25 protein-coding genes and 1 pseudogene are annotated in these 26,770 nt (G+C 57.7%); 3 read left to right on the forward strand and 23 right to left on the reverse strand.

What is annotated here, in order from left to right; translation table 11 throughout:
* The 7 genes and pseudogenes from EI185_RS18310 to EI185_RS17690 form a co-directional block, all read right to left on the reverse strand.
* Positions 1-77: pseudogene (locus EI185_RS18310) on the reverse strand (BMC domain-containing protein); the annotation flags it as partial.
* Positions 78-109: 32 nt separating this feature from the next.
* Positions 110-367 carry a carboxysome peptide B gene (locus EI185_RS17665; protein WP_124706451.1) on the reverse strand — a complete coding sequence of 86 codons (258 nt, stop codon included), beginning with the start codon at positions 365-367 and terminating at the stop codon, positions 110-112.
* A gap of 1 nt (position 368) precedes the next feature.
* Positions 369-620, reverse strand: coding sequence for an alpha-carboxysome shell vertex protein CsoS4 (csoS4, locus tag EI185_RS17670; protein WP_124706452.1), 252 nt, complete (start codon positions 618-620; stop codon positions 369-371).
* Between the two features lie 20 nt (positions 621-640).
* Positions 641-2,218, reverse strand: a complete 1,578-nt coding sequence (locus tag EI185_RS17675; protein WP_124706453.1) for a carboxysome shell carbonic anhydrase — start codon at positions 2,216-2,218, stop codon at positions 641-643.
* A gap of 39 nt (positions 2,219-2,257) precedes the next feature.
* Entirely contained in the window at positions 2,258-4,588 is a 2,331-nt protein-coding gene (locus EI185_RS17680) for an alpha-carboxysome scaffolding protein CsoS2 (RefSeq protein ID WP_124706454.1), read from the reverse strand.
* Positions 4,589-4,660: 72 nt separating this feature from the next.
* On the reverse strand, positions 4,661-4,990 hold the full coding sequence (locus EI185_RS17685; RefSeq protein ID WP_124706455.1) for a ribulose bisphosphate carboxylase small subunit: 330 nt from the start codon (positions 4,988-4,990) through the stop codon (positions 4,661-4,663).
* An 80-nt stretch (positions 4,991-5,070) separates the two neighbouring features.
* Positions 5,071-6,492 (reverse strand): form I ribulose bisphosphate carboxylase large subunit, encoded by a 1,422-nt coding sequence (locus tag EI185_RS17690; protein WP_124706456.1) that lies wholly within the window; start codon positions 6,490-6,492, stop codon positions 5,071-5,073.
* A gap of 213 nt (positions 6,493-6,705) precedes the next feature.
* Between EI185_RS17690 and EI185_RS17695 the strand changes: the two genes are divergently transcribed.
* Positions 6,706-7,629, forward strand: a complete 924-nt coding sequence (locus tag EI185_RS17695; protein ID WP_124706457.1) for a LysR family transcriptional regulator — start codon at positions 6,706-6,708, stop codon at positions 7,627-7,629.
* A gap of 29 nt (positions 7,630-7,658) precedes the next feature.
* Here EI185_RS17695 and EI185_RS17700 read toward each other — a convergent pair whose 3' ends face one another.
* The 12 genes from EI185_RS17700 to EI185_RS17750 all read right to left on the reverse strand — a co-directional run bounded on the left by EI185_RS17700 (position 7,659) and on the right by EI185_RS17750 (position 19,179).
* Positions 7,659-7,985, reverse strand: a complete 327-nt coding sequence (locus EI185_RS17700) for a P-II family nitrogen regulator (RefSeq protein ID WP_124706458.1) — start codon at positions 7,983-7,985, stop codon at positions 7,659-7,661.
* 3 nt (positions 7,986-7,988) lie between these two features.
* Positions 7,989-11,105: a DUF2309 domain-containing protein gene (locus EI185_RS17705; protein ID WP_124706459.1), complete on the reverse strand. Its 3,117-nt coding sequence runs from the start codon at positions 11,103-11,105 to the stop codon at positions 7,989-7,991.
* The gene (locus tag EI185_RS17710) at positions 11,106-11,870 is read right to left on the reverse strand and encodes a hypothetical protein (RefSeq protein ID WP_124706460.1); all 765 of its coding nucleotides are present in this window, start codon (positions 11,868-11,870) and stop codon (positions 11,106-11,108) included.
* Position 11,871: 1 nt separating this feature from the next.
* On the reverse strand, positions 11,872-13,554 hold the full coding sequence (locus EI185_RS17715) for an NADH-quinone oxidoreductase subunit 5 family protein (protein WP_223247929.1): 1,683 nt from the start codon (positions 13,552-13,554) through the stop codon (positions 11,872-11,874).
* Positions 13,555-13,924: 370 nt separating this feature from the next.
* Complete coding sequence (locus tag EI185_RS18095) at positions 13,925-14,083, reverse strand: hypothetical protein (RefSeq protein WP_189836462.1); 159 nt, start codon at positions 14,081-14,083, stop codon at positions 13,925-13,927.
* Positions 14,084-14,095: 12 nt separating this feature from the next.
* Positions 14,096-14,422 (reverse strand): AIR carboxylase family protein, encoded by a 327-nt coding sequence (locus tag EI185_RS17720; protein WP_124706473.1) that lies wholly within the window; start codon positions 14,420-14,422, stop codon positions 14,096-14,098.
* Between the two features lie 82 nt (positions 14,423-14,504).
* Complete coding sequence (locus EI185_RS17725) at positions 14,505-14,912, reverse strand: phosphate-starvation-inducible protein PsiE (protein WP_124706461.1); 408 nt, start codon at positions 14,910-14,912, stop codon at positions 14,505-14,507.
* Positions 14,913-14,962: 50 nt separating this feature from the next.
* Positions 14,963-15,940 (reverse strand): TerC family protein, encoded by a 978-nt coding sequence (locus tag EI185_RS17730; protein ID WP_124706462.1) that lies wholly within the window; start codon positions 15,938-15,940, stop codon positions 14,963-14,965.
* A gap of 25 nt (positions 15,941-15,965) precedes the next feature.
* Positions 15,966-17,039 (reverse strand): AI-2E family transporter, encoded by a 1,074-nt coding sequence (locus EI185_RS17735; RefSeq protein WP_223247930.1) that lies wholly within the window; start codon positions 17,037-17,039, stop codon positions 15,966-15,968.
* 16 nt (positions 17,040-17,055) lie between these two features.
* Positions 17,056-17,931 (reverse strand): protease HtpX, encoded by an 876-nt coding sequence (gene htpX / locus EI185_RS17740; RefSeq protein ID WP_124706463.1) that lies wholly within the window; start codon positions 17,929-17,931, stop codon positions 17,056-17,058.
* A 40-nt stretch (positions 17,932-17,971) separates the two neighbouring features.
* Positions 17,972-18,487 (reverse strand): TIGR00645 family protein, encoded by a 516-nt coding sequence (locus EI185_RS17745; RefSeq protein ID WP_124706464.1) that lies wholly within the window; start codon positions 18,485-18,487, stop codon positions 17,972-17,974.
* A 26-nt stretch (positions 18,488-18,513) separates the two neighbouring features.
* Positions 18,514-19,179: a Bax inhibitor-1/YccA family protein gene (locus EI185_RS17750; RefSeq protein ID WP_370685784.1), complete on the reverse strand. Its 666-nt coding sequence runs from the start codon at positions 19,177-19,179 to the stop codon at positions 18,514-18,516.
* Between the two features lie 121 nt (positions 19,180-19,300).
* On the opposite strand from EI185_RS17750, the gene nhaR reads away from it, so the two are divergent.
* Entirely contained in the window at positions 19,301-20,209 is a 909-nt protein-coding gene (nhaR, locus tag EI185_RS17755) for a transcriptional activator NhaR (protein ID WP_124706466.1), read from the forward strand.
* Here nhaR and EI185_RS17760 read toward each other — a convergent pair.
* The 4 genes from EI185_RS17760 to EI185_RS17775 form a co-directional block, all read right to left on the reverse strand.
* Positions 20,206-22,563, reverse strand: coding sequence for a nitric oxide reductase activation protein NorD (locus tag EI185_RS17760; protein WP_124706467.1), 2,358 nt, complete (start codon positions 22,561-22,563; stop codon positions 20,206-20,208). The genes nhaR and EI185_RS17760 overlap by 4 nt on opposite strands.
* A gap of 134 nt (positions 22,564-22,697) precedes the next feature.
* The gene (locus EI185_RS17765) at positions 22,698-23,501 is read right to left on the reverse strand and encodes a CbbQ/NirQ/NorQ/GpvN family protein (RefSeq protein WP_124706468.1); all 804 of its coding nucleotides are present in this window, start codon (positions 23,499-23,501) and stop codon (positions 22,698-22,700) included.
* A 194-nt stretch (positions 23,502-23,695) separates the two neighbouring features.
* The gene (locus EI185_RS17770) at positions 23,696-24,052 is read right to left on the reverse strand and encodes a ribulose bisphosphate carboxylase small subunit (RefSeq protein ID WP_124706469.1); all 357 of its coding nucleotides are present in this window, start codon (positions 24,050-24,052) and stop codon (positions 23,696-23,698) included.
* A 60-nt stretch (positions 24,053-24,112) separates the two neighbouring features.
* A complete protein-coding gene (locus EI185_RS17775) occupies positions 24,113-25,534 on the reverse strand; it encodes a form I ribulose bisphosphate carboxylase large subunit (protein WP_124706470.1) in 1,422 nt (473 codons plus the stop codon).
* Between the two features lie 158 nt (positions 25,535-25,692).
* Between EI185_RS17775 and EI185_RS17780 the strand changes: the two genes are divergently transcribed.
* On the forward strand, positions 25,693-26,604 hold the full coding sequence (locus tag EI185_RS17780; RefSeq protein WP_124706471.1) for a LysR family transcriptional regulator: 912 nt from the start codon (positions 25,693-25,695) through the stop codon (positions 26,602-26,604).
* Positions 26,605-26,770: the final 166 nt, after the last annotated feature.

A 26,770-nucleotide genomic window follows, 5' to 3' on the forward strand; every position in this document is an offset into this window, starting at 1 on the left:
GCATCTGCCGCTTCAATTGCCGGAACCAGGCCACGGGTTTCAATCATGCCCAGTGCAATTCCGCTTACGTTTGCCATTTCAAAACTCCTTCTCGGTTAAAAAAAGCTGCTCAATTGCCGTTACCGGCGTCCCATGCATCAATAATTCCGCAAATCGTCAAGTCAGTCAGGATTGCCCTGTCACCCGTTGCGATACGTGCAGCCGAGCCACCGGTCGTGATCACCCACTTGCCGGGTGGCGCGCCTACCGGGTCGCAGGCCACGCTCAGCTTGCCCTGGACGTCTTCCAGAACGCGCAGCGACGAATTCTGCAATCCCGGTACGCGCCGCGTCGCCACCAGTTCCGACACCACACGCATGATCTCCATGTCAGCCCTCCGACCAGTGATCGATAATTCCGACTATGGTCAGATCACTCGGATAGTCCTTGCTGCCCGCCGCTTCACGCGCGGCCGACGAGCCCACGCAGATCACCCAGTCTCCCGCTATGCATCCGACAGCATCGACCGCTACCTGACGCGGGCCGCCCACTTTTTCCCGTACAACTAGCAGCGGGCGATGCCCCAAATCCTTGATGCGATTGGTCGAAACCAGCGTTTTCTCTACCTGGCAAATCTTCATTACTGCTCTCCTGTGCCAATTTATGGCGTTTCCGCATCAACCCGCTCTATCGGGCTGCCCGGACGCTTGTCTTGTACGGTCATGCCGCAAACCAGCAGACCTTTCTGGCTGAGTGAGGTATAGCGTGATTCAATGGCCATCTTGACCCGGCGGCAACGCTCTACCGTGCGCTCACGGCAACCCGGCACCCGACTGTCGTATCGATAGTGAATCGCCACGGGCGCAGGCAAACCGTGCTTGATATTCAGCTTGCCAAAAATGCTGATGCCCACATCCATGTCTGTCGCGCCTTCTTCCACCGTATACAGGTGGGCAAAGTACGCAAGATTACGCAACTGGAATTCCTCGAAGCCGTCACCCACGCTGATAAAGCGTTCAGCATGGCCGATGTCGGCATAACGGCCACCCCGGTAGCTGCATACATAGTCGATCTGCGACAGGTTGTTGATCAGCAGCGTTGCAATCAAACGTCGCATTCCCTCATGCGGCTCACCTTCGCCGCTGCCCCAGCCACCGACTGCGCTGGCCGCCTGGATTGCCCGGTAGATCTTGAGCCGCGCGGCACTGGGATCATCATTGGCGCTGCTTTGATACAGCTCCATATTGTCGATGAACCGGTGCAGGCTCATTTCGCCCTTGGCGTCGGGTATGTGTACCTTGATCGCATCGGTATCGGTATCCACACCAATCAGCAGGGTGTCCACCGATGCGCCGCAGCAAAAACTGTTTTCTATCGCCTGACGAAACTCGCCCAGTCGCTTCAACCCTGCTTCCGCTGCCTTGGTCACATTGCTGCAATGCGCGGCACACCCTTCGTGCGTCGGATCCGAGCTGCTCCAGTGATACACCACCACCTTCAGATAACGGGTGCCGGCGTCAGCCGTGACCGGCCGACCCTCGCGAAACCGCATCAGTTCGGTTTCAATCCAGCGTTTGACATTGGCGTCCACATCGAACATCGCCCCAGCGTAAGCCTTGCGGCTGCGCACCGCGCCATCCGGCAGGCGCAGGATGTATCGCACCAGCCCCTTGAGACGGCCATCCGAGCACGGCGAGATATCCACCGCGTGGTAGCCGCTATCCAGAAAAAATGCGACGGCTTCGTCTGTACCGCGATGCGGGTTGTTAAGCTCCGCCTGCGCCGCCATGAGACTCACTGTTTGCATGACACATTCGCCATACAAGGCACGCATATCCAGATCAGCTATCCAGGCATCGGCCAGAATCTGCGCAGGCAGTTCGAACCCCAGTTGTTCACGCGCAATCTGTTGCGCACGGTCACTGAAATCCACTTCATGCTGTAGCCCCGCGATGCGTTTGAGCACCGGCACGATGTTATCGAAGCGACCCTTTACACTTAATTCGTGCGCCAGTAGGCGCTGATTTTCTTCCTGATTGGATAGCGGATGGTGACGCAGCCGTCCGTTCTCCACCAGGCAGTTGGTATTACACTCAATCGCGGTCTGCGCCGCGCTGCCATACAAGGCCAGACCGTGACGCGCCGGCAGCGCACCAGCAGGCGTACCCAGACCGTAAGGCGGGCGTCTTGCTGCGGGCTGCAGGCCGGGATTGCGCCCGGGTCGGTTTCTCGTATTCATTGCGTTTAAGACCTGTTCAAGTTTGTAATAGACGTTGCGTCAACCGCGCGCGCCACCGGAGTAGGTAATAGCGGAACCCTTGGCATCATTACCGCTGCTGCCGGTAATGCGGCTTATCGGCAGCGCCGGCTTTTCACGGTCCTTGAGTTGCGCTGCGCCCGCTATCAGACTGCGCTGCTCTCCACGCAGGGTGGGATTGCGACGCGTTGCATCGCCTTCGGTGCCCGTCACGCTTTCATTGCGCCGCCAGGCTGCCCCGGTAATCGCAAATCCGCCCTCACGCCCGTCGCCGGTCAGACGGCTACGCATGTCGTCGTCGGCAACAGGTGCCGAGCCTCGTGCCGCCATCAGCACCGAGCCGCCTTCCTGATGGCGAAATTCAGGCGTACCCGATACCAGTCCGGCTGCCAGATTCACCGGACCGGTAATCCGGCCGACTGCGCCATACGCAGTGCCGGTAATCCGACTCAAGCTGCTGTCCCGCGCGGTACGCGACGGCGTGGCGATACTGAACTCCCCACGCACTGGCGCAGGCTCCGGCAATGATTCCATTCGCGGAGCATCCATCGCAGCACGGCTGAGCGGATGCGGATTGCTATTGGCACCGCGTTGCGACACACGCTGATACGTACCGGCATAAGGCGTGCCGCTCAATACTTGGCTTTCACCCCGCTTTGCACCGGTCACCTTGTCGCCGTTTTCACCGCGTGCGGCGCGCAACGCCAATCCTGCCTGGGCGCCGCGACTGGCCATCAGGGCCCGTGAAGCCTGTTGTTGTGCGGCATCGTTCAAGCCCGCGCGCGGATCCATATTGAAATATTCGGTACCGGAAATCATCTTCGTGCCACCCTGCTCACCGCCAGTCACTTTGCTGCTTTGCTCGACCATGGTGCCGGATACCTGCTGATCATGGCGTGTGCGCATCAGACCGACTTTTTCGGGCAGCGCCTGCGGCGCGCGATTGCATGCCTGATACTGGAGCAGACCATTGGATTCGGTACCAGTCACTGCGGCACACGCCCCGCGCTCAGCGCCGGTAATGAGTTCACTCGACGCAACGTCGGTGCCGGTCACCGCTTGTTGCTTGACGGTGCTCATCACACTGACTTTATGCGGTGCGTTATTGCCGCTGCGGCAGGCACTGGCCGCCTGATCCTGCGCATACTGGCTGCCAGTGAGCTTACTGCTGCAGCTGCCCGGCTCATCGCCCGTCACTTTCGGGTTGCGTCCGACAAGCGTGCCGCTTACCGGTAACCCGGCCTGTGTCGATGCCAGGTTTACCTTGGCAGGCGCGAGCAGCGGTTTCGCCGCACAGAACGACTCAAACTTGTCCGCGCTCAGATATTCGGTGCCGGTCACCGGCTTGCACGTACCCGCTTCGCCACCGGTCATCTGTTCGCTGCGATCCAGGCCCGCGCCACTGACGCGCTGGCCGCGACCTGTGTTGCTGATGCTGACCTTGGCCGGTGACGGGGCGGGCATGACCGGACACAAAACTTCGTATTGCTCGGCACCGATGTATTCCGTGCCGGTAATGGCGCGGCAGCTGCCCGGCTCGTTACCCGTCACCTTCCCGGTCCGCTCGACCTGAGTGCCGGTCACGCTGGTGCCAGCCAGGGTCGTGCCTAATTCCACCTTGCCCGGCGCCTGGGGACGCACCCGTCCTGCTGGCCGCGCTGCCTGACTGTCCCCGCGTCCTTCGTGGGACAAGGCAGCACGCCGTGCGCGTGCCGCATCGCGCCCGCTCATGCCCGCCATGGGCGTGGACTTGCCGTTGCTGCGCTGCACAGATGCGGCAGTTCTATACACTGACTTGACGGCGGTTTTGCCCTGGCTGGCCAGCGCACTGCGCCGCTCCTGGCACAGCTTGCGTACCGCCGAAACCGCCGAGCCGGCCGGCGCAACCGGTTCGCTCTCTACCAGGTTGCACACGGCGTCGAGCGCTTGTTCAGTTTCGTCCTTGCTGTCGTCGAGCTTGTTTTTGCCTTTGCAACCACAACCGCAATCTGTCGCCTCGACCAATGCCGCCGGCTCGGCCGCAAGCACCGTTGCCGGGCGCATAGCGGGCGCACTCGTTTTGCTCTGAGCCAGCGCAGCCCGACCACCGTGCGACAGCGCTTCGCGGCGCGCCCGTGAAAGCGCCTTGCCGGACAGACCTGCCGTTGCCATAACGCTGGGCGCGGTCTCAACAGGCGGGGCTTTCTCTATCACCGATGCTGGGCGGGGAGTCGCCGCAGGACGCGCTGCCGCTTGTGGCGGTTTTGCCGCCAGCGCGGCACGCCCGTTTTGCGACAATGCCTGGCGCCGCGCCAACGCAGCAGCGCGCGCTGAACGAGGTGTTGCTGCCGTGTTTGCAATCGCATCACTCATGCTTTTATCCTTCCGTGTTCAACTCGACCCTGACAGGATCGTCAACTGAATGCCCCGTTAAATAGCTGGTTACTACCCGCGGAATACCACGAATGAGCTGCCCTGGCTCTGCGAATAATTGTCATAACCGATCAGACGGACGTGGTGACCTGGGTGCGCACGCTTGCATGCCTCCAGTTCGGAAATGATGGCATCGACCGACTGTTCGCCGAACATCGGCAATTTCCACATGTACCAGTAGTAGGCATCTGCGCGAGCAGGTTCTACGTGCTCGATTCCCGGATTCCAGCCTTGGCTGACCATATACGCAATCTGGCGACGCGTTTTTTCCGGTGCCAGGGGGGGCAGATACGAGAATGTTTCGTACTTTGGCGTTGAGATGTAATCCTGAATATCAGACATTGCTATTCCTTTCTTGAGTCGCCTACCGGCCAGCCGACACGGTAGGCACAAATAAATTTGCGCAATTAAGCCATCGAAAATTAACGGTTCACGACGTCCAGCTTGTCCACCGTGTCAAACTCGAACTTGATCTCTTTCCAGGTTTCCATGGCGATCTTGAGTTCCGGGCTGTCTTTGGCGGCATTGGTGAGGATCTCCTTACCTTCGCGCTCCAGTTCGCGACCTTCGTTGCGCGCTTCCACACAGGCTTCCAGCGCGACGCGGTTAGCGGCGGCGCCAGCAGCGTTGCCCCATGGGTGGCCGAGCGTACCGCCACCGAATTGCAGCACCGAGTCATCACCGAAGATGTTCACCAGCGCTGGCATGTGCCAGACGTGGATACCGCCGGATGCAACAGGCAGCACGCCAGGCATCGAACCCCAGTCCTGGTCGAACATGATGCCGCGCGAGCGATCTTCCGGAATGAACGATTCGCGCATCAAATCGATCCAGCCCAGTGTTGCGGCGCGGTCACCTTCCAGCTTGCCCACGACCGTACCTGAGTGCAGGTGGTCACCACCGGACAGACGCAGAATCTTGGTCAACACGCGAAAGTGAATACCGTGGTGCGGATTGCGGTCGAGCACGGCGTGCATGGCGCGGTGAATATGCAGCAACACCCCGTTCTTGCGGCACCAATTGGCCAAGCCCGTGTTGGCGGTGAAACCACCGGTGATGTAATCGTGCATGATGATCGGTGCGCCAATTTCCTTGGCAAACTCGGCACGCTCGTACATCATTTCGGGCGTTGGAGCGGTGACGTTCAGGTAGTGCCCTTTACGCTCTCCGGTTTCGGCCTGGGCAGCCAGCGTTGCGTCCTGCACGAACAGGAAGCGATCACGCCAACGCATGAACGGCTGGCTGTTGACGTTTTCGTCGTCCTTGGTGAAGTCCAGACCACCGCGCAGGCACTCATACACGGCGCGGCCGTAGTTCTTGGCGGACAGACCCAGCTTGGGCTTGATGGTGCAGCCCAGCAACGGACGACCATACTTGTTCATCTTGTCGCGCTCGACCTGAATACCGTGGGGCGGACCGCCGCAGGTTTTCACGTATGCGATCGGGAAGCGCACGTCTTCCAGACGCAGGGCACGAATGGCCTTGAAGCCAAACACGTTACCGACCAGGGAGGTGAATACGTTGACCACCGAGCCCTCTTCGAACAGGTCGATCGGGTAAGCCACGAAGGCGTAGAAGCAGGTGTCATCACCGGGTACGTCTTCAATGCGGTAGGCACGGCCTTTGTAGTAGTCCAGATCGGTCAGCAGATCGGTCCACACCGTGGTCCAGGTGCCGGTGGAGGACTCGGCAGCCACGGCAGCGGCCGCTTCTTCACGATCCACACCGGCTTGCGGGGTAATCTTGAAGCAAGCAAGGATGTCGGTATCCAGCGGTGCGTATTCCGGCATCCAGTAAGTCTGGCGATACTCCTTCACACCCGCATTAAATTTTTTGACGCTCATCACACTCTCCTTTCAAGGAACACTTAAAAAATGACGCACTACTCACGCGGCAACTCTCAAACACCGACCTCCGGCCATATAGATTCAGCCCGACTCCAGCAGTGAACCCACTATAAATAAATCGTGACATAATTTAAAATGAATAATAATTATGAAATACATTAATCTTACTGAATGGATAATGCGCCATTCTCTACACTCAAGGAGGACAGTATGAATTTCACACTCAGGCAGCTCCGTTTATTCGAAGCCGTGGCGCGCAACGCCAGCTACACCCGGGCTGCAGAAGAAATGCATCTGACACAGCCCGCTGTTTCCACCCAGGTCAAGCAGCTTGAAGAGGATGTCGGCATGGCCTTGTTCGAGCACATGGGCAGAAAAATTTTTCTCACCGAGGCCGGGCGCGAGATGTATCAATTCAGCCGTTCCATTGCGCAAAAATTCGACGACATCAGCATGGTTCTGGACGAAATGAAGGGTGTTAAATACGGCGCACTCAATATTTCAGTGACCAGCACGGCAAAATATTTCGCGCCCTATCTGCTAGCCGAATTTTGCCGCCAGCATGCCGGCATCACCGTCAATATGGACGTGGCCAACCGCGCTACGCTATTGCGGCAACTGGGCGACAACCTGCCCGACATGGCGATCATGGGGACGCCCCCCAGCGGGCTGGATCTGGAAGCCGACTCGTTCATGAGCAACCCGCTGGTGGTCATCGCACCGCCCAGCCATCCGCTGGCTCAAGCCGGTCGCATCTCGCTGCAAAGGCTGTTGCAGGAGCACTTTATCGTGCGCGAACAAGGCTCCGGCACCCGCAACGCCATCGAACGCTTCATGGAGCAACGCGGCCTGAGCATGATGACCACCATGGAAATGAGCCGTAACGAGGCCATCAAGCATGCCGTCATGGCAGGGCTGGGCCTGGGCATGGTATCGATCCACACACTGGAGCTGGAGCTGGCGCTGGGTCGATTGGCCATCTTGGATGTGGAAGGCTTTCCCATCGTCAAGGACTGGTATTTGGTGCACCGTACTGGCAAACGTTTTTCGGGAGCGGCGGCAGCTTTCAAGGATTTTGTGCTGCAGGAAAGCAGTCGCTTCATAAAAATCCCGCAAGCCGAAGTCGACGCGTAAACGCACATCGCACTGCTGGCACGCTGCATTTAGCCCTGGAACTTGACCAGACGGTTAACCTGAATATCGGATACGAAAATCACGCCGGTATGTTCGTTAAAAAACGGCGCGAAGCCTTCCAGTATGGGATGCACCAGCTCTTCCGATACGGCGGTGATGATCATGATCAACACCGAGTCTTCGTTGAACATCACGTGCCCCTCATGAAAACCGTGGCCACCTTTTCCTGACAGATGATTGACGATGGTATAGCCGGTCACGCCAGCACGTTCCAGCAAGTCGGTGGCAAACACCTGATGTTCACCCTCCAAAATAATTTCGAGTTTTTTTAGCGTACTCAGATTCAGGTTATTCATGCTTCAATCACTCCCGGTGGGTTCGAGAACAAACGCGTCAGGCAAATCCACTTGTTGCCATGCTCCGTGGTCATAAAGATGTAGTGCGCGGGTTTCAGGATCCAGCACCAACATGCGTATCCAGCCATTCTGCACCAGGCGTTTGATGGTAACGACGCCTTCTATCGCGCTGCGGGCGTGCTCAAATGGCGCCTCAATGAGCGTAATCAGTCGCAGCGGCTCATGATAAGGATGGCCATCCTTGAGCACGGTTTGCGCAGGCAAGCCGGTACGCAAATCGCTCAGATTGCCGGTCATCACGCCAAAGCGGCCGGCGACATTGTGATACGCCTTGTTGCCGCTGCCATAACGCTCATTGTCGACCGTAGAAAAATAATGCTCCATGTTGATCCATTGCCCGACCACCAGTGGGCCGGTCAGGATGGACTCCAGCAAACGCCGTTTGGGATCGACGCGCCAGTCATAGGAATTCAGAAAGGCACGGCCTGCCAGACCGGCGCGCTGGGTGAGCTGGCGCCGCCCTATGACGAAATAGGCATTTCGCGACAACCCCCATTCCGGTCGTGCCTGCGACCAGTCGCTGGCATTGCGCAACGCCAGGCGGCTCGATGCATTGGCGTCCGGAGGGACGCCGGTGTCGCTCGGAACCAGTGTCGCCATGCGCTCCTGTGCGCACAAGCGGGACGCCGCCTTCAGCCCTTTGTGCAAACGCTCGAGGTAAATCAGGTGCGCGGGCGGAATCAGCTCGCGGTCCAGAATGGTGATTTCGTCAGTCGTCGTATTGTGCAATGCGGCCACAAAACACACGTCGGCAGGGATATCCAGACCCTGCTCGCGCAAGCGTCGCCGCACTTCCGACTTATTGGCCATTTGCGCCAGGGTACGTGCGTTAAAAATTCCTGAATTGCCGCCACAGGCGCCGCAATCGAGCGCGGATTCATACGGATTATTCTCTGACGTACTGCCGTGTCCGACCAACAACACAAAACGTGAAAAATGCTCCACCAATCCGATGGAGCGCAGCGCCTGCCCGAGCAAGTGCGCCTGTTCGTTAGTGGTAAAGCCAATCCGGCCCAGGCGTTCGAATTGCAGACGCGAAAAGCGCCGGTTGATGCGATAGGCGTCGCGCAGTCGCGTAACAAAGGCATTGCACGCAGCCATTTCCAGGCTCAACTGATGTGCCAATTCATCGCTCGGCAACTGGTTGGTGAGCGCCGTTTCACGCAACTGACGCACCAAGTCGTCGGTAATGCGTTCGGGCGGCAAACCCAATTCGTGTTCGACCGCTTTGACAATGACGGCACGCTGTACCGCGCGCAGGATAGAATCCGCCTGCTCACGGCCCAGCTTGTCCAGCAGCAGACGCGTCATCTGCTTGGCGGGGAACAGTTTGCGACGCCAACGGCTGTAGGCCAATGGCATAATTGTCTTGCCTATCATGTCGAAACCGAACAGCAGCCCGATGGCCTCCACCGCAGCAAACGGTGCCAACACCGAGTTTTTCAGCTCGTGCAGGGCGTGTTCAAATACACCCACTACGGATTCGTCAACAGGACCGCTGGCGTTCATTTCCAGCACCAGGTTTTTAGGCGTGACCACAGCCGGACACAAATGCGTTTCGCTGCCCTTGCCAAGCTCCAGTATGCCGATTGGCACGCCAAAGAAACCGGCAATGCCATAGGTCTGATAATCGCCTATGTGCTCCAGCTGACGCCGGATACGTTCGGAACGGGTATCGATGCAAAACAGCGCCTGCGCAAACGGACGCTTGTCACGCGGTATTGGCGGCGTGACGTCAAGGTCGCGCAGCAACACCTGCATCGCTCGTGCCTCCATGGCGCGCAACCACAACATGCCCTCGGCCTGCTCGAATGCCTGGACCGTGGCGAGCAAACTGTCCAGCGCCTCGACTGATAACGACGTCAGGCGAAAAGCGGCCGACGCCTGCGTGCCCCAGGCGTGCAGACGTTGCGCCAACAACATCGCCTCATCAGCACGTTTACGTTCGACATAAGCGGTAAACACGTGGCTGATAATTGATTGATTGCCACGCAGTACGGCGTCTTCCACCTTGGCTGCCAGTTGCGGCACCACATTACCGCTGTAGAACTCATACCGCAGGAAAGCTTCCGCAGTGTGGGCGTCTATGAACTGCGCCAATTCAGGCGCACTGCCGGGGACATTCGACCCGGTTTCCTCTTTAAGCAAGGCCAATCCCAGCGCCAGCCGTACTGCCAGAAAATCAACCAGGTCGGCCGGATAATGCTGCCCCCAGTAGTAATGTTTGGCGTTTGAACGCCAGCGGATAAAACCGGCCCAACCATGCAAGTGCACCAGCTCGCGCGAAAAATAGTCCGCCCAGCGCGCTTCCGGCACGGCAAGCGTATCCATGACGTAGGCAATCACGCCTTCCGGAGTACTCGATTGCGCCAGGATTTGACTGATATTCACGCCGCGCAAAAAAAGCCTGACGTTGCGCCTGGACAATTCACGCCAGGCGTTGAATAGCCCCGATTCGCGCCCGGGCATAGTCCAGGCTGACTGACCTTCGTCAAAAAAATCCAGACAGCTTTTAATCAACAAGTCGTCGAGTGTCGTGCCAATATGCGTGCCAAACAGGGTATCAACCGCCTCGTATATCGGCCGCGCGCCATCTACCTTTTCGTGCAGCCAGGCGGACAATTCAGCCATGTCGACGGACGACGCACATTCGGACAGCTTGCCATTGAGTGCGTGGTGCACGTCACGCGTACCGGCCATGACGCATGCCTTACTCAGCGGCTCGGCAACCTGAGTGAGCAGTGTCATCAGCCAATGCGACAAATCCACACCCGGCACGCTGCTCCGCGTGGCGACGAAGTCTTGCACCCCCGCCAGCAGACTGGCGCGGTCAATTTTGCCTTCCTGCAAAAAGCGCTGGTACGTCTTGCGCGGCAGAAAACCCCTGCCATGAAAAAGCGCCTGGCCCTTTTCTACAGCCTGCACAAAAGGCAGTTTTTCCAGACCGTGCAATGGATTATGGTGAATGAAGTTACGCATCGGCCAAAAATACGGAATCGGCTCCCCTGCCACGTACACCATGGCACGAATTTTTAACTTGCGATCAAGCGCCAGGCTCATTTACCATCCTCCCGTAAATCCCATACTGCTCAGTACCGTAGCGGCACCCGCAAGCGTTACCAATCCCAAACCAGACAGCCACGTGGTACGCAGACTCAAATCGGGTGGTGTTTGCGCGCGTGACCACACGCCAGGCAAAAACCCCTGCAGCAGCCGCACCGCGGCCCAGCTCCACAACAGCCAGACCATCAACACACCCACCGCAGTCATAAACGACGCCTCTGACAACACCGCCATCAGCGCAAAAAACGAGGGAAACAGCGGTGTCGCAGTCGCCGCCAGTACGGCCAGCACCAACACGCCCGCCAACCGTGGCAAACGCTGCACCATACCGCAATGCAAGCCGCCATAGGCTGCCCCCAAGCGGTTTTTGAGCATGGGTACCACAGCGGCCGCGATGATGAAGGAGGCTGAAAAACCCAGACCCTGAAAACGCAACACCGCTTCGCTATTGCCGTTGACCAACCCAATCCAGAGCAAGGCAAACGCAGACGCCGCGATGAATGCAATCCACGTGCTGAAATCCCGCAGGGTGAGCATGCGCAGCGCATACAACGCCGCCGTCAACAGCCCCCATCCCGCCGCCCACTGAGGCAGTTGCGCATGCGTGGAAAATGCAATGGTCAACCCGATTTGAGGCCAGGCAAGCAGTATCAGTGCGCGCAACCACGCCCACGGCACGTATTTGAAAAAGGCTGTCCATACCATGCTGAGCGGAAACAGCGGCAAAAATATCCCTATTGCAAGCAGACTCAGAATTGCCATATCAAATCCACCTCAGATACAGATTCAAGCGTGCCGACAGTCCAATCAGCCAGCGCCCCAGCAACGCATACACATCCGCAATGTAGAGCTCGCGTGAAACCAGCGCGTAAAAATCGAGCCAGCTGCGTTTCGGTTGTTTGGGCCTTTCGTTGTGATAACTGGCCGCACGGTAGGCCAGCATCCAGCCAAACACGATGACTGCCGTGAGCACGCCAACCAGTATGTAAAACTCGGACTGGGAAATGCCGGCCGCCGCGTAGATGCGTGCGCGAAACTGTGCGTCCGGGTACAAAAACAGATCGAACGCATGGCTGATGAAGGTATAGCCGAGTACCACCAGGGTCAGCGAGAAAACTGCCAGCGTCACCAGACGCCAGGGCGTTTCGCTGTCCATGCGGTGGATGGAAAACAGCAATTGGGCACCAGTGACCCAGCCGAAAAACAGCAGGATAATCGCACCCTGCTCAATCACAGAGCTGTCTGTCACCAGCCAATGTGCCAAGCCGAACACCAACGCCGGCACCGCCAAGGTAATCGCTGCCATCAGTATCCACGGTTGACGATAAGCGGTGGGACGTCGCTCAATCACAAACGTATAGAGATCATCCTTGGGCACGCCGTCGTCGTGGCGCGCCTTGCCGATGACACTACCAGAAGCTAGAAACAGCGTACCTTTGAACAAGCCGTGCGCAATCAAGTGGAAAACAGCGAGCGAAAACGCACCCACACCGCATTCCATCACCATGAAGCCCATCTGCCCCATGGTTGAATAACCCAGCGCTTTTTTGATGTCGTTTTGCGACAGCATCAACACCGAGCCGATGACCGCCGTCACCAGGCCGACCAGAAATACCCAGTGCAACACGCCGTTGGCTTCGACGAACACCGGTGCAAACCGGTTGATGATAAAGGCACCGGCGTTGACGATTCCGGCATGCATCAGCGCCGACACCGGCGTCGGACCATCCATCGTATAGGGCAGCCAGGTATGCAGCAAAAACTGCGCGGAACGCGCAAATGCCGACAGCGCAATCAACCCTGCGACCGTTTCGCTCAACGGCAAACCAAAGACGGTGAGCGCACCCGGGTGGGCGGCAATCTGCTGAAAAATGTCCGGTAACGACCAGGTGCCGAATGCGCGGTAGAGCAGGAGGGCGGCCAATACCATCGGCACGTCGCCAAAGCGATAGGTGATGAACGACCAAAAACCATAACGATAGGCTTGCAGGCTGCGGCTATTGTGATTGAGCAGGAAAAACAGCACCACACCTATCAGATTCCAGCCCACCAGCAAGGTAATCAGATCGCCCGCCGCAATGGTGAGCAACAACACGCCGGTCATGACGTCGAGCAGCACGAAAAACCGCCTGTATCCAGGATCCTCGGCCATGTAGCGCACGGAATAGACATGCACCATCAAGCTGATGCCGGATATCACCACCGCCATCAATAAGGTCAGGGGATCGAACAGTAGACTGCCCCACACCGGCGCGAGCACGATACGGCTGGCGCCATGACCGCCGAGCTTGAACGCCAGCAATAACACGGCAAGAGCAAAAGTCAGGGTCCCGGCCGCCACACTCAAGATCACGACACGGCGCCCAAGCTTGTCTGACAGTACCTGCGCCACAAAAGCGGTCAGCAATGGCAGCGCAACCAGCAGTACGATAAATTTATCCATCATTCAGCGTCATCCCTTGCGTATGTGCGGCAGGCAAAGCGCCCAACAGCCTGTCCTATGACAGGCCGCCTTTTTTGCAGCTTGATGATCAAAACAAACGACGCGTGGCATTTGCCGTTGGCAAATAAGCCATCAGCGTTTAGTTAATCGGATCAGGGGAAAGGCATGACGCCAGGGTGATACAACTAAGTTCAATGCAAAGGTGGTCGCATCGACTCAATCAGATTAAGCGCATTCCCGAACATACCCGCCCCTGCGGAATTTCTGCAAGCTAGTGTATGCTCGAATATTGCAGAACAAAAATTAATCTTTTTTACGAAATACATTCATAAAAGTAGATGCATTGCCTGGATAAGCCGAACGACGCCCTGATTTATTTCCACGTTGTTTTTGTTTCCACGCAGCTATCTTCCAGGCATTCGCGCCACACTGACAGCGTCACGGCAAGGATGAGTGGGGCGATAAACAGGCCGATCAGACCAAACGCGATCACTCCGCCCAGCATGCCGAGCGTGGCAGCGGGCAATATCATCGGGTTTATCGGTCAGGCTTCCGGCAGGCTCATGTTGAACACGGTCGCAGATTGTTCGGTGCGGAATGCTTCCAGCAGCGCAGCAGCGAACAGCGCGGCTGTTGGCTGCACCCGCTTCGCGATGGCGAAGGTGGCAACCGGAATGCCCTTGGGCATTTGCACGATGGAGAGCAGTGAACCCATGCTTTTCGGATATTTGGAAGGCACCGGCAAGGTGGTTTGGGCGGCCAGCATGCCCGGCAGGTGCGCCGCGCCGCTGGCGGCATAGTCAAACAGCAGGGCGGGAGTACGGTGCGTGGAGACCACTTTGGCTTCAAAACCACGCCGGCGATTGAGCATCAACGCCGCAACTGCATCACTTCTCAGTCGCTGTTGCTGCCCACCACAAGGCGATTAGAGGTGTATTCATTTTGATCTTTGTTTATTCACCGTCAGCGCCATCTTCACGGTAGGGGAAGCGGGTGTGGCCATAGCGCAGCGCCAGCACGGCAAGGGTGAGCATCAGTACCGCAGCAGCCACTCCCAGCAGTCGCCATTCGTCCATATCCTTCATGCCCAGCACGATGTACCGCGCCAGCGCGACGATGGCGATATAAATCGGGTAGCGTACCGGCAGCTTGCCCTGCTTGTAGTACAGGCCGAGCATGGTAAAAATTTCCAGATACAGGAACAGCAGCAGCAGGTCGGTCAAGGTGACTTTGCGCGCTGCCACCATGACCTGCAATTCCTGAAAACTGGCCACCAGGGTGGCCAGCAGGATCACAATCAGACCGACATTTTCGACCCAATGCAGTATGCGCAATGCGTGACGATTTTGTGGCTGGTTCATGGTATTGCCCGGTGTGGATCAGGCAGGCATTTTAGCTGACTTGCCCGCGATTACGAAGCCGTGCCACCTTTTTTGCCATTGCGCGTTGCCGCCAGGCTGGCCAGCACCGAAGCCAGCAGGATAATACCCACCACCCCCAGTGCCAGCCCGATCGGCACCTTGTACCAGTGCGCCACCAGCATCTTGGCGCCGACGAATACCAGCACCAGCGCCAGCCCATACTTGAGCAAATGGAAGCGACTGGCCATGTCCGCCAGCAAAAAATACAGGGCGCGCAAGCCCATGATGGCAAAAATATTCGAGGTGAACACGATGAACGGATCGGTGGTGATGGCGAAAATGGCCGGGATGCTGTCCACCGCAAAAATCACGTCGGAGGTCTCGATCAGGATCAGCACCAGAAACAGCGGCGTGAACCAGCGCACGCCGTCTTGCAGCAGCGTGAATTTCTCGGCGTGATAGTCCGGGGTGATGCGCAGATGGCCGCGCATCCATTTGAGCGCCGGGTTACCTTCCAGGCTGGGTTCCTGGTCGGCGAATACCAGCATCTTGAAGCCGGTCACCAGCAGAAACAGGCCGAACACATAAAGAATCCAGTGAAACTCGGCCACCAGCCAGGCACCCAGCAGGATCATGATCGCGCGCAGCACAATCGCCCCCAGCACGCCATACAGCAGCACGCGGCGCTGGTATTCGGCCGGCACCGCGAAGTAGCTGAATATCATCAGGAACACGAAGATATTGTCCACCGACAGGGATTTTTCGATCAGGTAGCCGGTGATGAATTCCAGTGCTTTGGTATTGGCCACCTCGCGTCCGGCGCTACCATCCAGATACCACCACAGCAAACCGGCGAAGGCGAACGACAACGTCACCCACAACAGCGACCAGCCCAACGCTTCCTTGACGCTCACCTTGTGAGCATGACGCCCGCCCAAAGCGAACATGTCCAGTGCCAGCATGGCGATGACAAACACCACAAATCCCGCCCACATGCCCGGTGTGGCAAAAGACTCGATACCATTCATGGAAAACTTCCTTCAGATTAATATGCTATAGACCGCTCCGGCCAACGGCGCGGCTGTCCTCCAGCCATTCGCGCCACACGGCCAACGCCACCGCCAATATCAATGGCCCCATAAACAGGCCGATCAGACCAAATGCAGCAACGCCGCCCAGCACACCGAACATCACCAGCACGAAGGGGATGCGCGTGGCGCCACTGATGACCATGGGGCGAATCAGGTTGTCCACCCAGCTCACCACCAGTGCACCCCACAGAAACAAGCCGATCGCCTCGGCGTGATGGCCGTTGAGGTAAAGCCACACCGACAGGCTGCCCCAGACGAACGGCGTGCCGAACGGGATCAGCGCGATGGTGGCAGTGAATACCGCCATCGCCAGCGGCGAATCGACGCCCGCAGCCCAGTAGCCGAGCCCGGCCAGTGCGCCCTGCGCCAGCGCGGTGAGGACGATGCCATAGAGCACTGCGCGGGTGGTATTGCCCACCGCATCGAAGTAACCGTGAATACGCGGCCCGATCATGTCTGCCAGTACCTCGCGCAGTTGGCCGAGCGCGCGTTTGCCGTCGCGATACAGGAAAAACAGCGTGAGCAGCGCAAACGCAAGTTTGATCAGATTGCGCCCCACCCCGCCCAACAGTGCAACGGTTTCAACGCGAAAACCTGCCAGCAGCTGTTGCAGCTGCACTTTGATTCCCCCCGGATCAGCGCTGGCACGCGCCAACCAGTCCTGCAGCTCAGACCCAATCCACGGCAACCTGAGAACCATGTCGGGCAGATGAAAATCGCCGCGCGCCAGACGGTCTGCCACCTGATGCACGCCATCCAGGAACTCGTCTTGCAGCAATACCACAAAGCCAAGCATGGGAACGATCAGTACGACAGCAACCAGCAAAGTCATGAGTAGGGCCGCGATATTGAAGCGGCCACCCAGACGCTGGCACAGCCACATATAACCCGGCCAGCTGATATAGGCGAGGATAGCGGCCCACGCCACCGAGGCCAGAAATGGGCTGAGCACGACATACACTGCCGTCCCCAGCCCGGCCAGAAACACGCCGAGCATGATCCGGCGCGCGAAAGAATTACCGCTTAGCTCGCGCACGGCAGAGGGCTCGGCATCATGCGCCGGCGCGCAATGCGGCTATGCGTTCTTCCAGCGGCGGATGGGTCATGAACAGGCGCTTCAGGCCGCTGCCCACGCTACCGGCAATCCCGAATGCGGCCATTTTTTCCGGTAACGGCGCAGTGTGTACCTGATTCAGGCGCTCCAGCGCGGCAATCATGTGCGGCCGTCCGGCCAGGGTTGCACCGCCGCGATCGGCGCGAAATTCGCGCTGGCGCGAAAACCACATCACGATAATGGAAGCGAGTATACCCAGCACCAGTTCGGCGATGATCATGGTGACGAAAAACGCCGGTCCGGTGCCGCGCTCGGTCTTGAACACCACCTTGTCCACCGTATGTCCAATCACGCGCGACAGGAACATGACGAAAGTATTCACCACCCCCTGAATCAGCGCCAGCGTCACCATGTCGCCGTTGGCAACGTGGGATATCTCGTGACCCAGTACCGCCTCGGCTTCTTCCTTGGTCATCGATTGCAGCAGCCCGGTGGAAACCGCCACCAGCGCGTTGTTTTTGTTCATGCCGGTGGCGAATGCGTTCACTTCGAGCGAATCGTAAATCGCCACTTCGGGCATGCCGATACCGGCTTGCTGGGCTTGGCGACGCACCGTGCCCACCAGCCAGATTTCGGCAGGCGTGCGCGGATTCTCGATGACGACCGCACCGACCGAACGCTTGGCGGTCCACTTGGAAATCGCCAGCGAAATGAACGAACCCCCCATGCCAAAGACTGCGGCGAATACCAGCAGCGAACCCAGATTCAGCCCTTGCGCTGTGAGATAGGGCTCTACACCCAGCACGCGCAAGGTGATGGACAACACCAGCACAATGGCGAGGTTGGTGGCAAGGAACAGAAAAATGCGTTTCATGGCAACTCCTTTTGCAATGGATGAAATATGCGTGATTTATTCAGCCGCCCGCACCGTGTTTTTTCGAACCTCCCAGGCGATCAGTCACTGCGAACATCACCCCGGTCACCACAAAGGTCAGGTGGATACCCACTTTCCACGCCATCTGTTCGTTGGTGTAAACGCCCGCCGCCATAAACGCCTTGAGCAATTCAATCCCCGAAATGGCAATGATAGACCCGATCAATTTCATTTTCAGATCAGCGAAATCCACGTGCCCCATCCAGTCTGGACGATCTTCATGGTTGCCCACGTTAATTTTGGACACAAAATTTTCGTACCCGGCAAAAATGATGATGATCAGCAGGTTAGCGACCAAAACCAGATCGACCAGCGACAACACCCCCACTACGACGCTGCCTTCGCCACGCGTCACCATCGGAATCAGATGCATGAACTCGATGCCGAAGTACCACACCAACATCACAATCGCTGCGACCAGGCCCAGATATAGTGGTGCCAGCAACCAGCGACTGGTGAAGATCAGTGTTTCAAGGAAGTGTTCAATGGATTTCATTTGTGCCGCACCAAACCAATATGTAATCAATCATCGCTGTTCATAAAGCCCAGCAACTGCATCAGGCTGGTGAACAGGTTGAATATCGTTACAAACAGGCCCACGGTGGCCATGATGTAGTTGGTTTCGCCGCCATGAATGATATTGCTGGTTTCGTACAGAATCATGCCCGACATCAACAACACGAAAATGGCCGACACTGCGAGCGATAGCGCCGGCAACTCGAAAAACACCGCGCCCAGGCTGGCGACGATGCCTACGATCATGCCCACCATCAGGAAACCACTCATATAGCTGAAGTTTTTACGCGTGGTCAGGGCATAACCCGATAGCCCAAGAAAAATTGCGGCAGTCAGTCCCATCGCCATCGCTACTGTTTGGCCACCATTGGGCAGGCCGAGGTAATGGCTGACGATGGGGCCCAAGGTGTAGCCCATGAAGCCGGTCAACGCAAACACAAAACCCAGTCCGGTTGCGCTATCGCGGTATTTGCTGGTCAGGAACAGCAGGCCGAAATACCCCACCAGCGTAACGATAATTCCGGGGTGAGGCAGCTTCAGCGCCATGCTTGCCATGGCAGTCAATGCCGCGAACAGCAACGTGGCGGACAACAGCATGTACGTGTTGCGGATGACCTTGTTGGTCGACAGTGCGCTAATTTCAGCGCCCTGCCCCACGGGGATAGAATTCATTGAATGTAGAGGATTCATGTTTGGTGCTCCTGACGGATAAACGACTACTGAATTCTATACGCTCTCAGAATCATTATTATTCGAATATACTTTAATGATCATTCGAAATACTGGAGCAATCATGAGCGCACTGAATTACAAACATCTGCATTATTTCTGGGTCGTCGCCAAAGCCGGCGGAGTAGGCAAGGCTGCCGAACGTCTGCATCTGACGCCGCAATCGATCAGCGGCCAGCTGGGTGTGCTCGAAGAGGCGCTTGCCACACAATTATTTCGTCGCGTCGGACGCACGCTGGAACTGACCGAAGCCGGGCGCATGGTGCTCGGCTATGCCGAAGAAATATTTGTGCTTGGTGAAGAGCTGCAGGAGGCATTGCGCCAGCAGCCCGCCAGTCGCAGCATGCAATTTCGCGTCGGGATTGCCGATATGGTAGCCAAGTCAGTGGCATATCAGCTACTGGAACCGGCCATGCGCATCGAGGAAAAGCCGCGTTTGCAATGCCGCGAAGGGCGTCTCGACAGCCTGCTTGGGGAACTCGCGGTGCACCGGCTCGATCTGGTGATTGCTGACCGCCCGATGCCAACCAAATTAAATGTGCGCGGATTCAGCCACTTGCTTGGGGAATGCGGACTCACTTTTCTGGCGGCGCCGGCGCTGGCGGCGACCCATGCGGGCCATTTTCCGCAGTTACTCGATACCGCGCCGCTATTACTGCCTGGCGAAGATGCCGCCGTGCGCCCGAAACTCATGCGCTGGCTCGATGAACTGCGCATTCGCCCACGTATCGTCGGTGAATTTGACGACAGCGCCCTGCTCAACGCATTTGGTAAAGAAGGCGCAGGGATTTACGCCGTGCCCAGCACCATCTCCGAGTTGATCCAGGCACAGACGGGGAGCGTGCGGCTGGGCCAAACCGACCAGGTGACCGAGCAGTTTTACGCCATCTCCACCGAACGTCGTCTGACTCACCCGGCGGTGCTGGCCATCAGCACGACAGCGCGGCAGGAGATGTTCAGTGTTCCTAATTAACGCGTAAGCCCGGCGTAGAGGATCGGCAGTTTCTCCGGCAGACGCTCGACGTGATCCACCACCATGTAATTACGCGCGCCGAAAATGCGCGACACATACTGGTCGGCACGCGGATCCAGGCTCATGCAATAGGTCGTCACACCGTACTTGGCAACCTCCTCCACCGCCTTCTTGGCATCGAAGCGCAGATATTGCGGATCGCGCACATCCACGTCGGCGGGTTCGCCGTCGGTAATCACCAGCAACAGCTTTTTGGATGAGCGCTGCTGTTTCAGGTAATGTCCGGCATGGCGAATGGCCGCACCCATGCGAGTGGAAAGCTGGCCGGTCATGCCCGCCAGCTTGCCCTTGGGAACTTCGTTATAAGGCTGGTCGAAATCCTTGTAGCGATAGTATTCCACGTCGTGCCGGCCATCCGAACAGAAGCCGTGAATGGCAAAGGGATCGCCGATCTTGTTGATGGCATCCGCCAGCAACACCGTGGCCTGACGGGTCAAATCCAGCACCGAGAATTCCTGCCCGGCTACCTTGTCGTTGGTCGATTCGGACAAATCCAGCAGCACCATCACTGAAATATCGCGCACTTTACGCACCGAGCGCATCATGATGCGCGGATCGGGCTGATTGCCCATACGCATATCGATCATCGCGGCAATGGCCGCGTTAATGTCTACTTCGTCGCCGTCTTCCAGCTTGCGGATGCGTTGCACGCCTTGCGGTTGCATTGCGTCGAGCAGAAATTTCATGCGCTGGATTTCGCGTCTGTACTGCGCGGCAATGTCATCAATGATTTGCATGTCGCCGGCTTTGGCGCGCTTCTCCATCACGGTTGCCCAGCTCGGCCGCTCCAGCTGAATCTGGTAGTCCCATTCCGAATAATGGTAGGGCGCGGAAACCGGCTCTTTGCCCTCCATCTCGTTGTAGGACTTGCCCATATCTTCATACGGATACAGCTCGGTGCCCAGCACCCAGATTTCCTGCGCATCGTCGCCCGCCAGCTCGCAGTCGATCTCGTTGACGAACTCCATCAGGCTGACGTTCTTGCGCACTTGCTGGATGGTGTCATAGCCAGCCCCCGCCGCCTTGTCGAAATCGAATTCCTCGAATTCCCAGAAATAGCGGTTGTCATCGCGGTACGGTGCGGTCAGCAGATCGGTACGCGGCTGGTAAGGGATGCGCAACTGGCTCAATTCGTGCGCCAGCGTTACCCCGATATCCCACGATAACTGGTTATCGGCGAGCCTGCCCTGTTCAGCGCCAAATAGCTCGCGCGCATGGCTGACGATGGGATGGTCGTCCTGATACGTCGCGTCCACGAGCGCGCGTGCAATGCGGTTGAGGTAGTCGCCAAAGGTTTTTGGCTGTGCCGGCGTCGCCGTGTGCAGATGCGCCCACAGCTGCCCCATGCCGGGGAAAGCATTGGTGGCGAGGCGCTCCACGCGTGCGTCCTCGATAACTGAAATGACCGCCATCTGCATCGGGTTCAGGCTCTCTGCCGAAATCGGAGCAGTCGTGTAAACAATGTGCGCCGCGCAGTGTGCAGCGGTGGCGCGGTACAACTCAAGGCCGGGGATTCGTCCCAGCTCGCTGCCATCTTGGCTACGCAATATGAAATCGTCGAATGCATCAGGCAGATGCATCAGATAGTCTTCGATATAAGGACGGTAGCCTTCACGCTTTTCGAAGTCGCCCGACGTGGGGCGCATGAAAAAGTCCCGTCCCCACAACGCGCGCAAATACATATTGATGCGGCGCTGTACGTCGACGAACAGCGTGCCCTTGCGTTCCTGTTGCAGGATGGCCTTGGATTCCAGGGTTTGCAGACCGAAATATTTGATCTGCTCCTCGTAATTGGTACGGTGCGCCTGTGCGCCCCAGGTCGCCCAGCGCCGTAAACCGCCGAGGGTAAGTTGTCCGAACAGCGTATCGAGATTTTCCAGCATGGGTTTGACCCCGCGCGGCGCACTGGCCAGCAGCACGTTAAGCAACTGAAGATACTTGCTGAACAGCTCGGCATCGCCCAGACGTTCGGCGGCGGTAGGCGCCGTCGCCAGCACCAGCTCGATCACTGTGCCGCTGGTTTTCGACGCCATCATCATGGCGCTGTGCACCAGTTCGGGAATCACATCCTCCCCTAAGCCGCGCGCAATGGTGGGAGCATTCTGGACATAGGTCGCCACCAGATCGCAACCGCGACCCAGGTTACGCAAAGATTTGGCGCCCTTAAGGTAATGATCCAGACCAGCCGGGCTGAATACGCGCACTGCATCGTGCCACGCGGATTGCAAAATCAGGCGCGAGCTTTCCGAGAGTTCGCCCAGTGTATCTTCGTAGTCTTCCAGATTAATGGACATGGCTATACCTTAATGATTGCCTCAGTGGTCACGGAGAATGCGAAATCCGGTTGCGCGCGCTGCCGCGCGTCGAATTGTTTCTGCATTCTCCGTCCGCTGTGGTTTCTACGGCTAAATTGCTTCAGCAGCCACCTTTAAAAGAACGTACTCACTGCCGCATCCAGCGCATCGCGCATGTCCGGGTCATCCGTAATCGGGCGCACCAATGCCATACGGCATGCAGCGGTCGGCTCCACGTTCTTGGCGATCAGGCTGCCTGCGTAAATCAGCATGCGCGTGGAGATGCCTTCGTCCAGGCCGTGGCCTTTCAGGTTGCGCGCGCGTTCTGCAATGGACACCAGTTTGCCGGCCACTTCGGCACTGACGCCGGTTTCGTGGGCCACGATCTCAGTTTCGATGTCATGCGCCGGGTAGTTGAAGTCGAGTGCGCCGAAACGTTGCTTGGTGGACTGTTTGAGATCCTTCATCAGGCTCTGGTAGCCGGGGTTGTAGGAAATCACCAGCTGGAAATCGGGATGCGCATGAATCAGCTCGCCTTTTTTCTCCAGCGGCAGCACGCGGCGGTTGTCGGTCAGTGGGTGGATCACCACGGTGGTGTCCTGGCGTGCTTCGACGACTTCGTCGAGGTAGCAGATCGCGCCGTGACGCGCTGCGATGGCCAGCGGGCCGTCCTGCCAACGGGTGCCGCTGGCATCCAGCAGAAAGCGTCCGACCAGGTCGGAGGCGGTCATGTCTTCGTTACACGCCACCGTAATCAATGGCTTGTTGAGTTTCCACGCCATGTATTCAACAAAGCGGGTTTTGCCGCAGCCGGTCGGGCCTTTCAGCATCATCGGCATGCGCACCGAGTAGGCGGCTTCGTACAGCGCGACTTCGTCGGCCACGCCCCGGTAGTAAGGTTCTTTTTCGATGCGGTACTGCGCGATATTGTCGCTCATGTCGAACTCCATGCTTGAGAATAAATGCTTCATTGGACAGGATTAACAGGATTTTTCAGGCTCGCTTTTTCAACCAGTTGATTCTGAAAAATCGTGTAAATCCTGTCTAAACGATTTGTTTTTATACATACAAAAAGCCCCCGCAGCCTCACGGCAGCGGGGGCTTCGCTACGGTTGCCCGCGCCGCGACTTAATTAAACAGTCTTGCCGCGATAGATCACCATGGAAGCGCCTTGTGACTGATTAAAGTTGTTGTAACCAATCAGACGCACATGGTTGTCCGGGTTGGCTTTGTGGCAAGCTTCAGCTTCGGCCAGCACTTTTTCCACGTCGGTTTCGCCGAACATCGGCAGTTTCCACATGTACCAGTACGAATCCATCAGGTACTGCGGCTCAATGTGTTCAATGGCCGGGTTCCAGCCTTTGGACACCAGGTAAGCCACTTGCTTGCGAATATTTGCAGCGTCCATCGCAGGCAGGTAGGAAAAGGTTTCAAATTTCCGGCTGGCAGGGTCGCTCAGACGGGAGTTGTAGTCCAATACTTCACTCATAGCATCACTCCTGAATTGGGTTGACATGCCGGGACGCATCGCCCCGGCAGATGGTCACGATTATTTGTGGGCGACGTCCAGCTTGTCCACGGTGTCGAACTCGAACTTGATTTCTTTCCATGTTTCCATGGCGATTTTCAGTTCCGGGCTGTGCGCAGCGGCCTTGGTCAGAATTTCTTTGCCTTCTTTTTCGATGGCAATACCCTGGTTACGCGCTTCCACACAGGCTTCCAGCGCGACGCGGTTAGCGGCGGCGCCAGCAGCGTTGCCCCATGGGTGGCCGAGCGTACCGCCACCGAATTGCAGCACCGAGTCATCACCGAAGATGTTGACCAGCGCAGGCATGTGCCAGACGTGGATACCGCCGGATGCAACAGGCAGCACGCCAGGCATCGAACCCCAGTCCTGATCGAAGAACAGGCCGCGTGAACGGTCTTCCTTGATGAATTCGTCACGCATGGTGTCGATCCAACCCAGCGTGGCTTCGCGGTCGCCTTCCAGCTTGCCGACAACGGTACCCGAGTGCAGGTGATCACCACCCGACAGACGCAGCACTTTAGTCAATACGCGGAAGTGAATACCGTGGTGCGGGTTACGGTCAAGCACGGCGTGCATGGCACGGTGGATGTGCAACAGCATGCCATTGTCACGGCACCAGTTAGCCAGACTCGTGTTGGCCGTCAGACCGCCGGTCAGGTAATCGTGCATGATGATCGGTGCGCCGATTTCCTTGGCGAACTCAGCACGCTTGAACATCTCTTCCACGGTTGGCGCGGTACAGTTCAGGTAGTGGCCTTTACGCTCACCGGTTTCGCGTTCGGCTTTCATAGTAGCTTCGTGCACGAACTCGAAACGATCACGCCAACGCATGAACGGCTGGCTGTTGACGTTTTCGTCGTCCTTGGTGAAGTCCAGACCACCGCGCAGGCACTCGTATACCGCGCGGCCGTAGTTCTTGGCGGACAGACCCAGCTTGGGCTTGATGGTGCAGCCCAGCAGCGGACGACCATACTTGTTCATCTTGTCGCGTTCAACCTGAATACCTTGAGGTGGGCCACCGCAGGTTTTCACGTAAGCAATCGGGAAACGGATGTCTTCCAGGCGCAGGGCGCGCAGCGCCTTGAAGCCGAACACGTTACCAACCAGCGAGGTCAGCACGTTAACGACGGAACCTTCTTCGAACAGGTCGATTGGGTAAGCCACGAAAGCGTAGAAGCAGGTGTCATCGCCGGGTACGTCTTCGATGCGATAGGCACGGCCTTTGTAATAGTCCAGATCGGTCAGCAGATCGGTCCACACCGTGGTCCAGGTGCCAGTCGAAGACTCGGCAGCCACAGCGGCCGCAACTTCTTCACGGTCCACGCCAGCTTGCGGGGTAATCTTGAAGCAAGCCAGGATATCGGTATCCAGCGGTGTGTATTCCGGCGTCCAGTAAGTCTGCCGATATTCTTTCACACCGGCGTTATAAGTTTTTACAGCCATGATTTCCTCCAGCAAAGGGATCGAGTTTTCGTGTCATGCCCCAGCGGCAACAGCACGATGGAATGCATGATGCAGGAGTTAAACCATCAATAACAGTCGATTTTTTCTATTTATACGATAGACTTTTATCTATCGATATATAACCCGGTACGAATCCCATGCGTCACCACACCACCTTCCGCCAGCTGGAAATCTTCGAGGCCATCGCCCGCCTGGACAGTTTTACCCGTGCCTCCGAAGAGCTTTTTCTCACCCAGCCCACGGTTTCCATGCAAATGAAAAAGCTGACGGAAACCGTCGGCGTCGCGTTGATCGAGCAGGTCGGCAAGAAAATCTACCTGACCCCGGACGGCCAGCAGCTGGCGCAGGCCACCCGTGAAATCTTCAGCATCATGGATCGCTACACCATGTCGGTGGCCGAACGACAGGGGTTGAAGCAGGGGCAATTGCGCCTGATGGCAATCACCACCGCCTCCTATTTCGCCCCGCGCCTGCTGGGCGAATTCGCCAAGCTATACCCTGGCATCGACGTCAGCCTGCGCGTCACCAACAAGGAACAGGTGCTGGCCAGCATCGCCGACAATCTGGACGACCTGTATTTTCTTGGCCAGCCACCGGAAGACATCGACGTCATCTCCACCCCCATCATGGACAATCCCATCGTGGTGCTGGCCGCGCCGGACCACCCGCTGGCGCACAAGAAGAAAATCACGCTGGAACGCCTGGCTCAGGAACCGTGGCTGATGCGAGAGAGAGGCTCGGGCACGCGCAACGCGATCGAACGGCGCTTTGCCGAACAGGGAATCACCATCCGCCCGCGCCTGGAACTGGGCAGCAACGAGGCAATCAAGCAGGCCATTCTTGTCGGCCTGGGCATCTCGGCCTTATCCCGCCACACGCTCACGCTCAATCAACCCGGCCAGTTTGCGGTGCTCGACGTGCAGGGCTTTCCCATCCTGCGCCACTGGTACGCCGTCTATCCGGCAGGCCGGCAGCTCTCCGTGGTGGCGCGGGCGTTTCTTGATTACCTGCTCGGGCGGGGGGAGGCTGCGTCGGGCAAAGGGAAATAGCGAACTGGAGTACGAGGCAGCGGAACAAAGGGACGTCGGCCGGCAGCCACGCCCAGCCATAAGCGCTAAATTCCTAGATAGTGTCGTCACGAGATAGCGAGCCAAAGCACCAAGCAGCGTATGCGGACTGCGGCCAGGAATGAGGAAGCGTTTTTAACGTAGCGCG

The sequence above is a fragment of the Sulfuriferula multivorans genome (assembly GCF_003851125.1).
Classification (GTDB): domain Bacteria; phylum Pseudomonadota; class Gammaproteobacteria; order Burkholderiales; family Sulfuriferulaceae; genus Sulfuriferula; species Sulfuriferula multivorans.

Bases quoted from the DNA above. Each gene is read 5' to 3' on its own strand.
- EI185_RS17665 (WP_124706451.1), bottom strand. From the start codon at position 367: ATGGAGATCATGCGTGTGGTGTCGGAACTGGTGGCGACGCGGCGCGTA.
- csoS4 (WP_124706452.1), bottom strand. From the start codon at position 620: ATGAAGATTTGCCAGGTAGAGAAAACGCTGGTTTCGACCAATCGCATC.
- EI185_RS17675 (WP_124706453.1), bottom strand. From the start codon at position 2,218: ATGAATACGAGAAACCGACCCGGGCGCAATCCCGGCCTGCAGCCCGCA.
- EI185_RS17680 (WP_124706454.1), bottom strand. From the start codon at position 4,588: ATGAGTGATGCGATTGCAAACACGGCAGCAACACCTCGTTCAGCGCGC.
- EI185_RS17685 (WP_124706455.1), bottom strand. From the start codon at position 4,990: ATGTCTGATATTCAGGATTACATCTCAACGCCAAAGTACGAAACATTC.
- EI185_RS17690 (WP_124706456.1), bottom strand. From the start codon at position 6,492: ATGAGCGTCAAAAAATTTAATGCGGGTGTGAAGGAGTATCGCCAGACT.
- EI185_RS17695 (WP_124706457.1), top strand. From the start codon at position 6,706: ATGAATTTCACACTCAGGCAGCTCCGTTTATTCGAAGCCGTGGCGCGC.
- EI185_RS17700 (WP_124706458.1), bottom strand. From the start codon at position 7,985: ATGAATAACCTGAATCTGAGTACGCTAAAAAAACTCGAAATTATTTTG.
- EI185_RS17705 (WP_124706459.1), bottom strand. From the start codon at position 11,105: ATGAGCCTGGCGCTTGATCGCAAGTTAAAAATTCGTGCCATGGTGTAC.
- EI185_RS17710 (WP_124706460.1), bottom strand. From the start codon at position 11,870: ATGGCAATTCTGAGTCTGCTTGCAATAGGGATATTTTTGCCGCTGTTT.
- EI185_RS17715 (WP_223247929.1), bottom strand. From the start codon at position 13,554: ATGATGGATAAATTTATCGTACTGCTGGTTGCGCTGCCATTGCTGACC.
- EI185_RS18095 (WP_189836462.1), bottom strand. From the start codon at position 14,083: ATGATATTGCCCGCTGCCACGCTCGGCATGCTGGGCGGAGTGATCGCG.
- EI185_RS17720 (WP_124706473.1), bottom strand. From the start codon at position 14,422: ATGCTCAATCGCCGGCGTGGTTTTGAAGCCAAAGTGGTCTCCACGCAC.
- EI185_RS17725 (WP_124706461.1), bottom strand. From the start codon at position 14,912: ATGAACCAGCCACAAAATCGTCACGCATTGCGCATACTGCATTGGGTC.
- EI185_RS17730 (WP_124706462.1), bottom strand. From the start codon at position 15,940: ATGAATGGTATCGAGTCTTTTGCCACACCGGGCATGTGGGCGGGATTT.
- htpX (WP_124706463.1), bottom strand. From the start codon at position 17,931: ATGAAACGCATTTTTCTGTTCCTTGCCACCAACCTCGCCATTGTGCTG.
- EI185_RS17745 (WP_124706464.1), bottom strand. From the start codon at position 18,487: ATGAAATCCATTGAACACTTCCTTGAAACACTGATCTTCACCAGTCGC.
- EI185_RS17750 (WP_370685784.1), bottom strand. From the start codon at position 19,179: ATGAATTCTATCCCCGTGGGGCAGGGCGCTGAAATTAGCGCACTGTCG.
- nhaR (WP_124706466.1), top strand. From the start codon at position 19,301: ATGAGCGCACTGAATTACAAACATCTGCATTATTTCTGGGTCGTCGCC.
- EI185_RS17760 (WP_124706467.1), bottom strand. From the start codon at position 22,563: ATGTCCATTAATCTGGAAGACTACGAAGATACACTGGGCGAACTCTCG.
- EI185_RS17765 (WP_124706468.1), bottom strand. From the start codon at position 23,501: ATGAGCGACAATATCGCGCAGTACCGCATCGAAAAAGAACCTTACTAC.
- EI185_RS17770 (WP_124706469.1), bottom strand. From the start codon at position 24,052: ATGAGTGAAGTATTGGACTACAACTCCCGTCTGAGCGACCCTGCCAGC.
- EI185_RS17775 (WP_124706470.1), bottom strand. From the start codon at position 25,534: ATGGCTGTAAAAACTTATAACGCCGGTGTGAAAGAATATCGGCAGACT.
- EI185_RS17780 (WP_124706471.1), top strand. From the start codon at position 25,693: ATGCGTCACCACACCACCTTCCGCCAGCTGGAAATCTTCGAGGCCATC.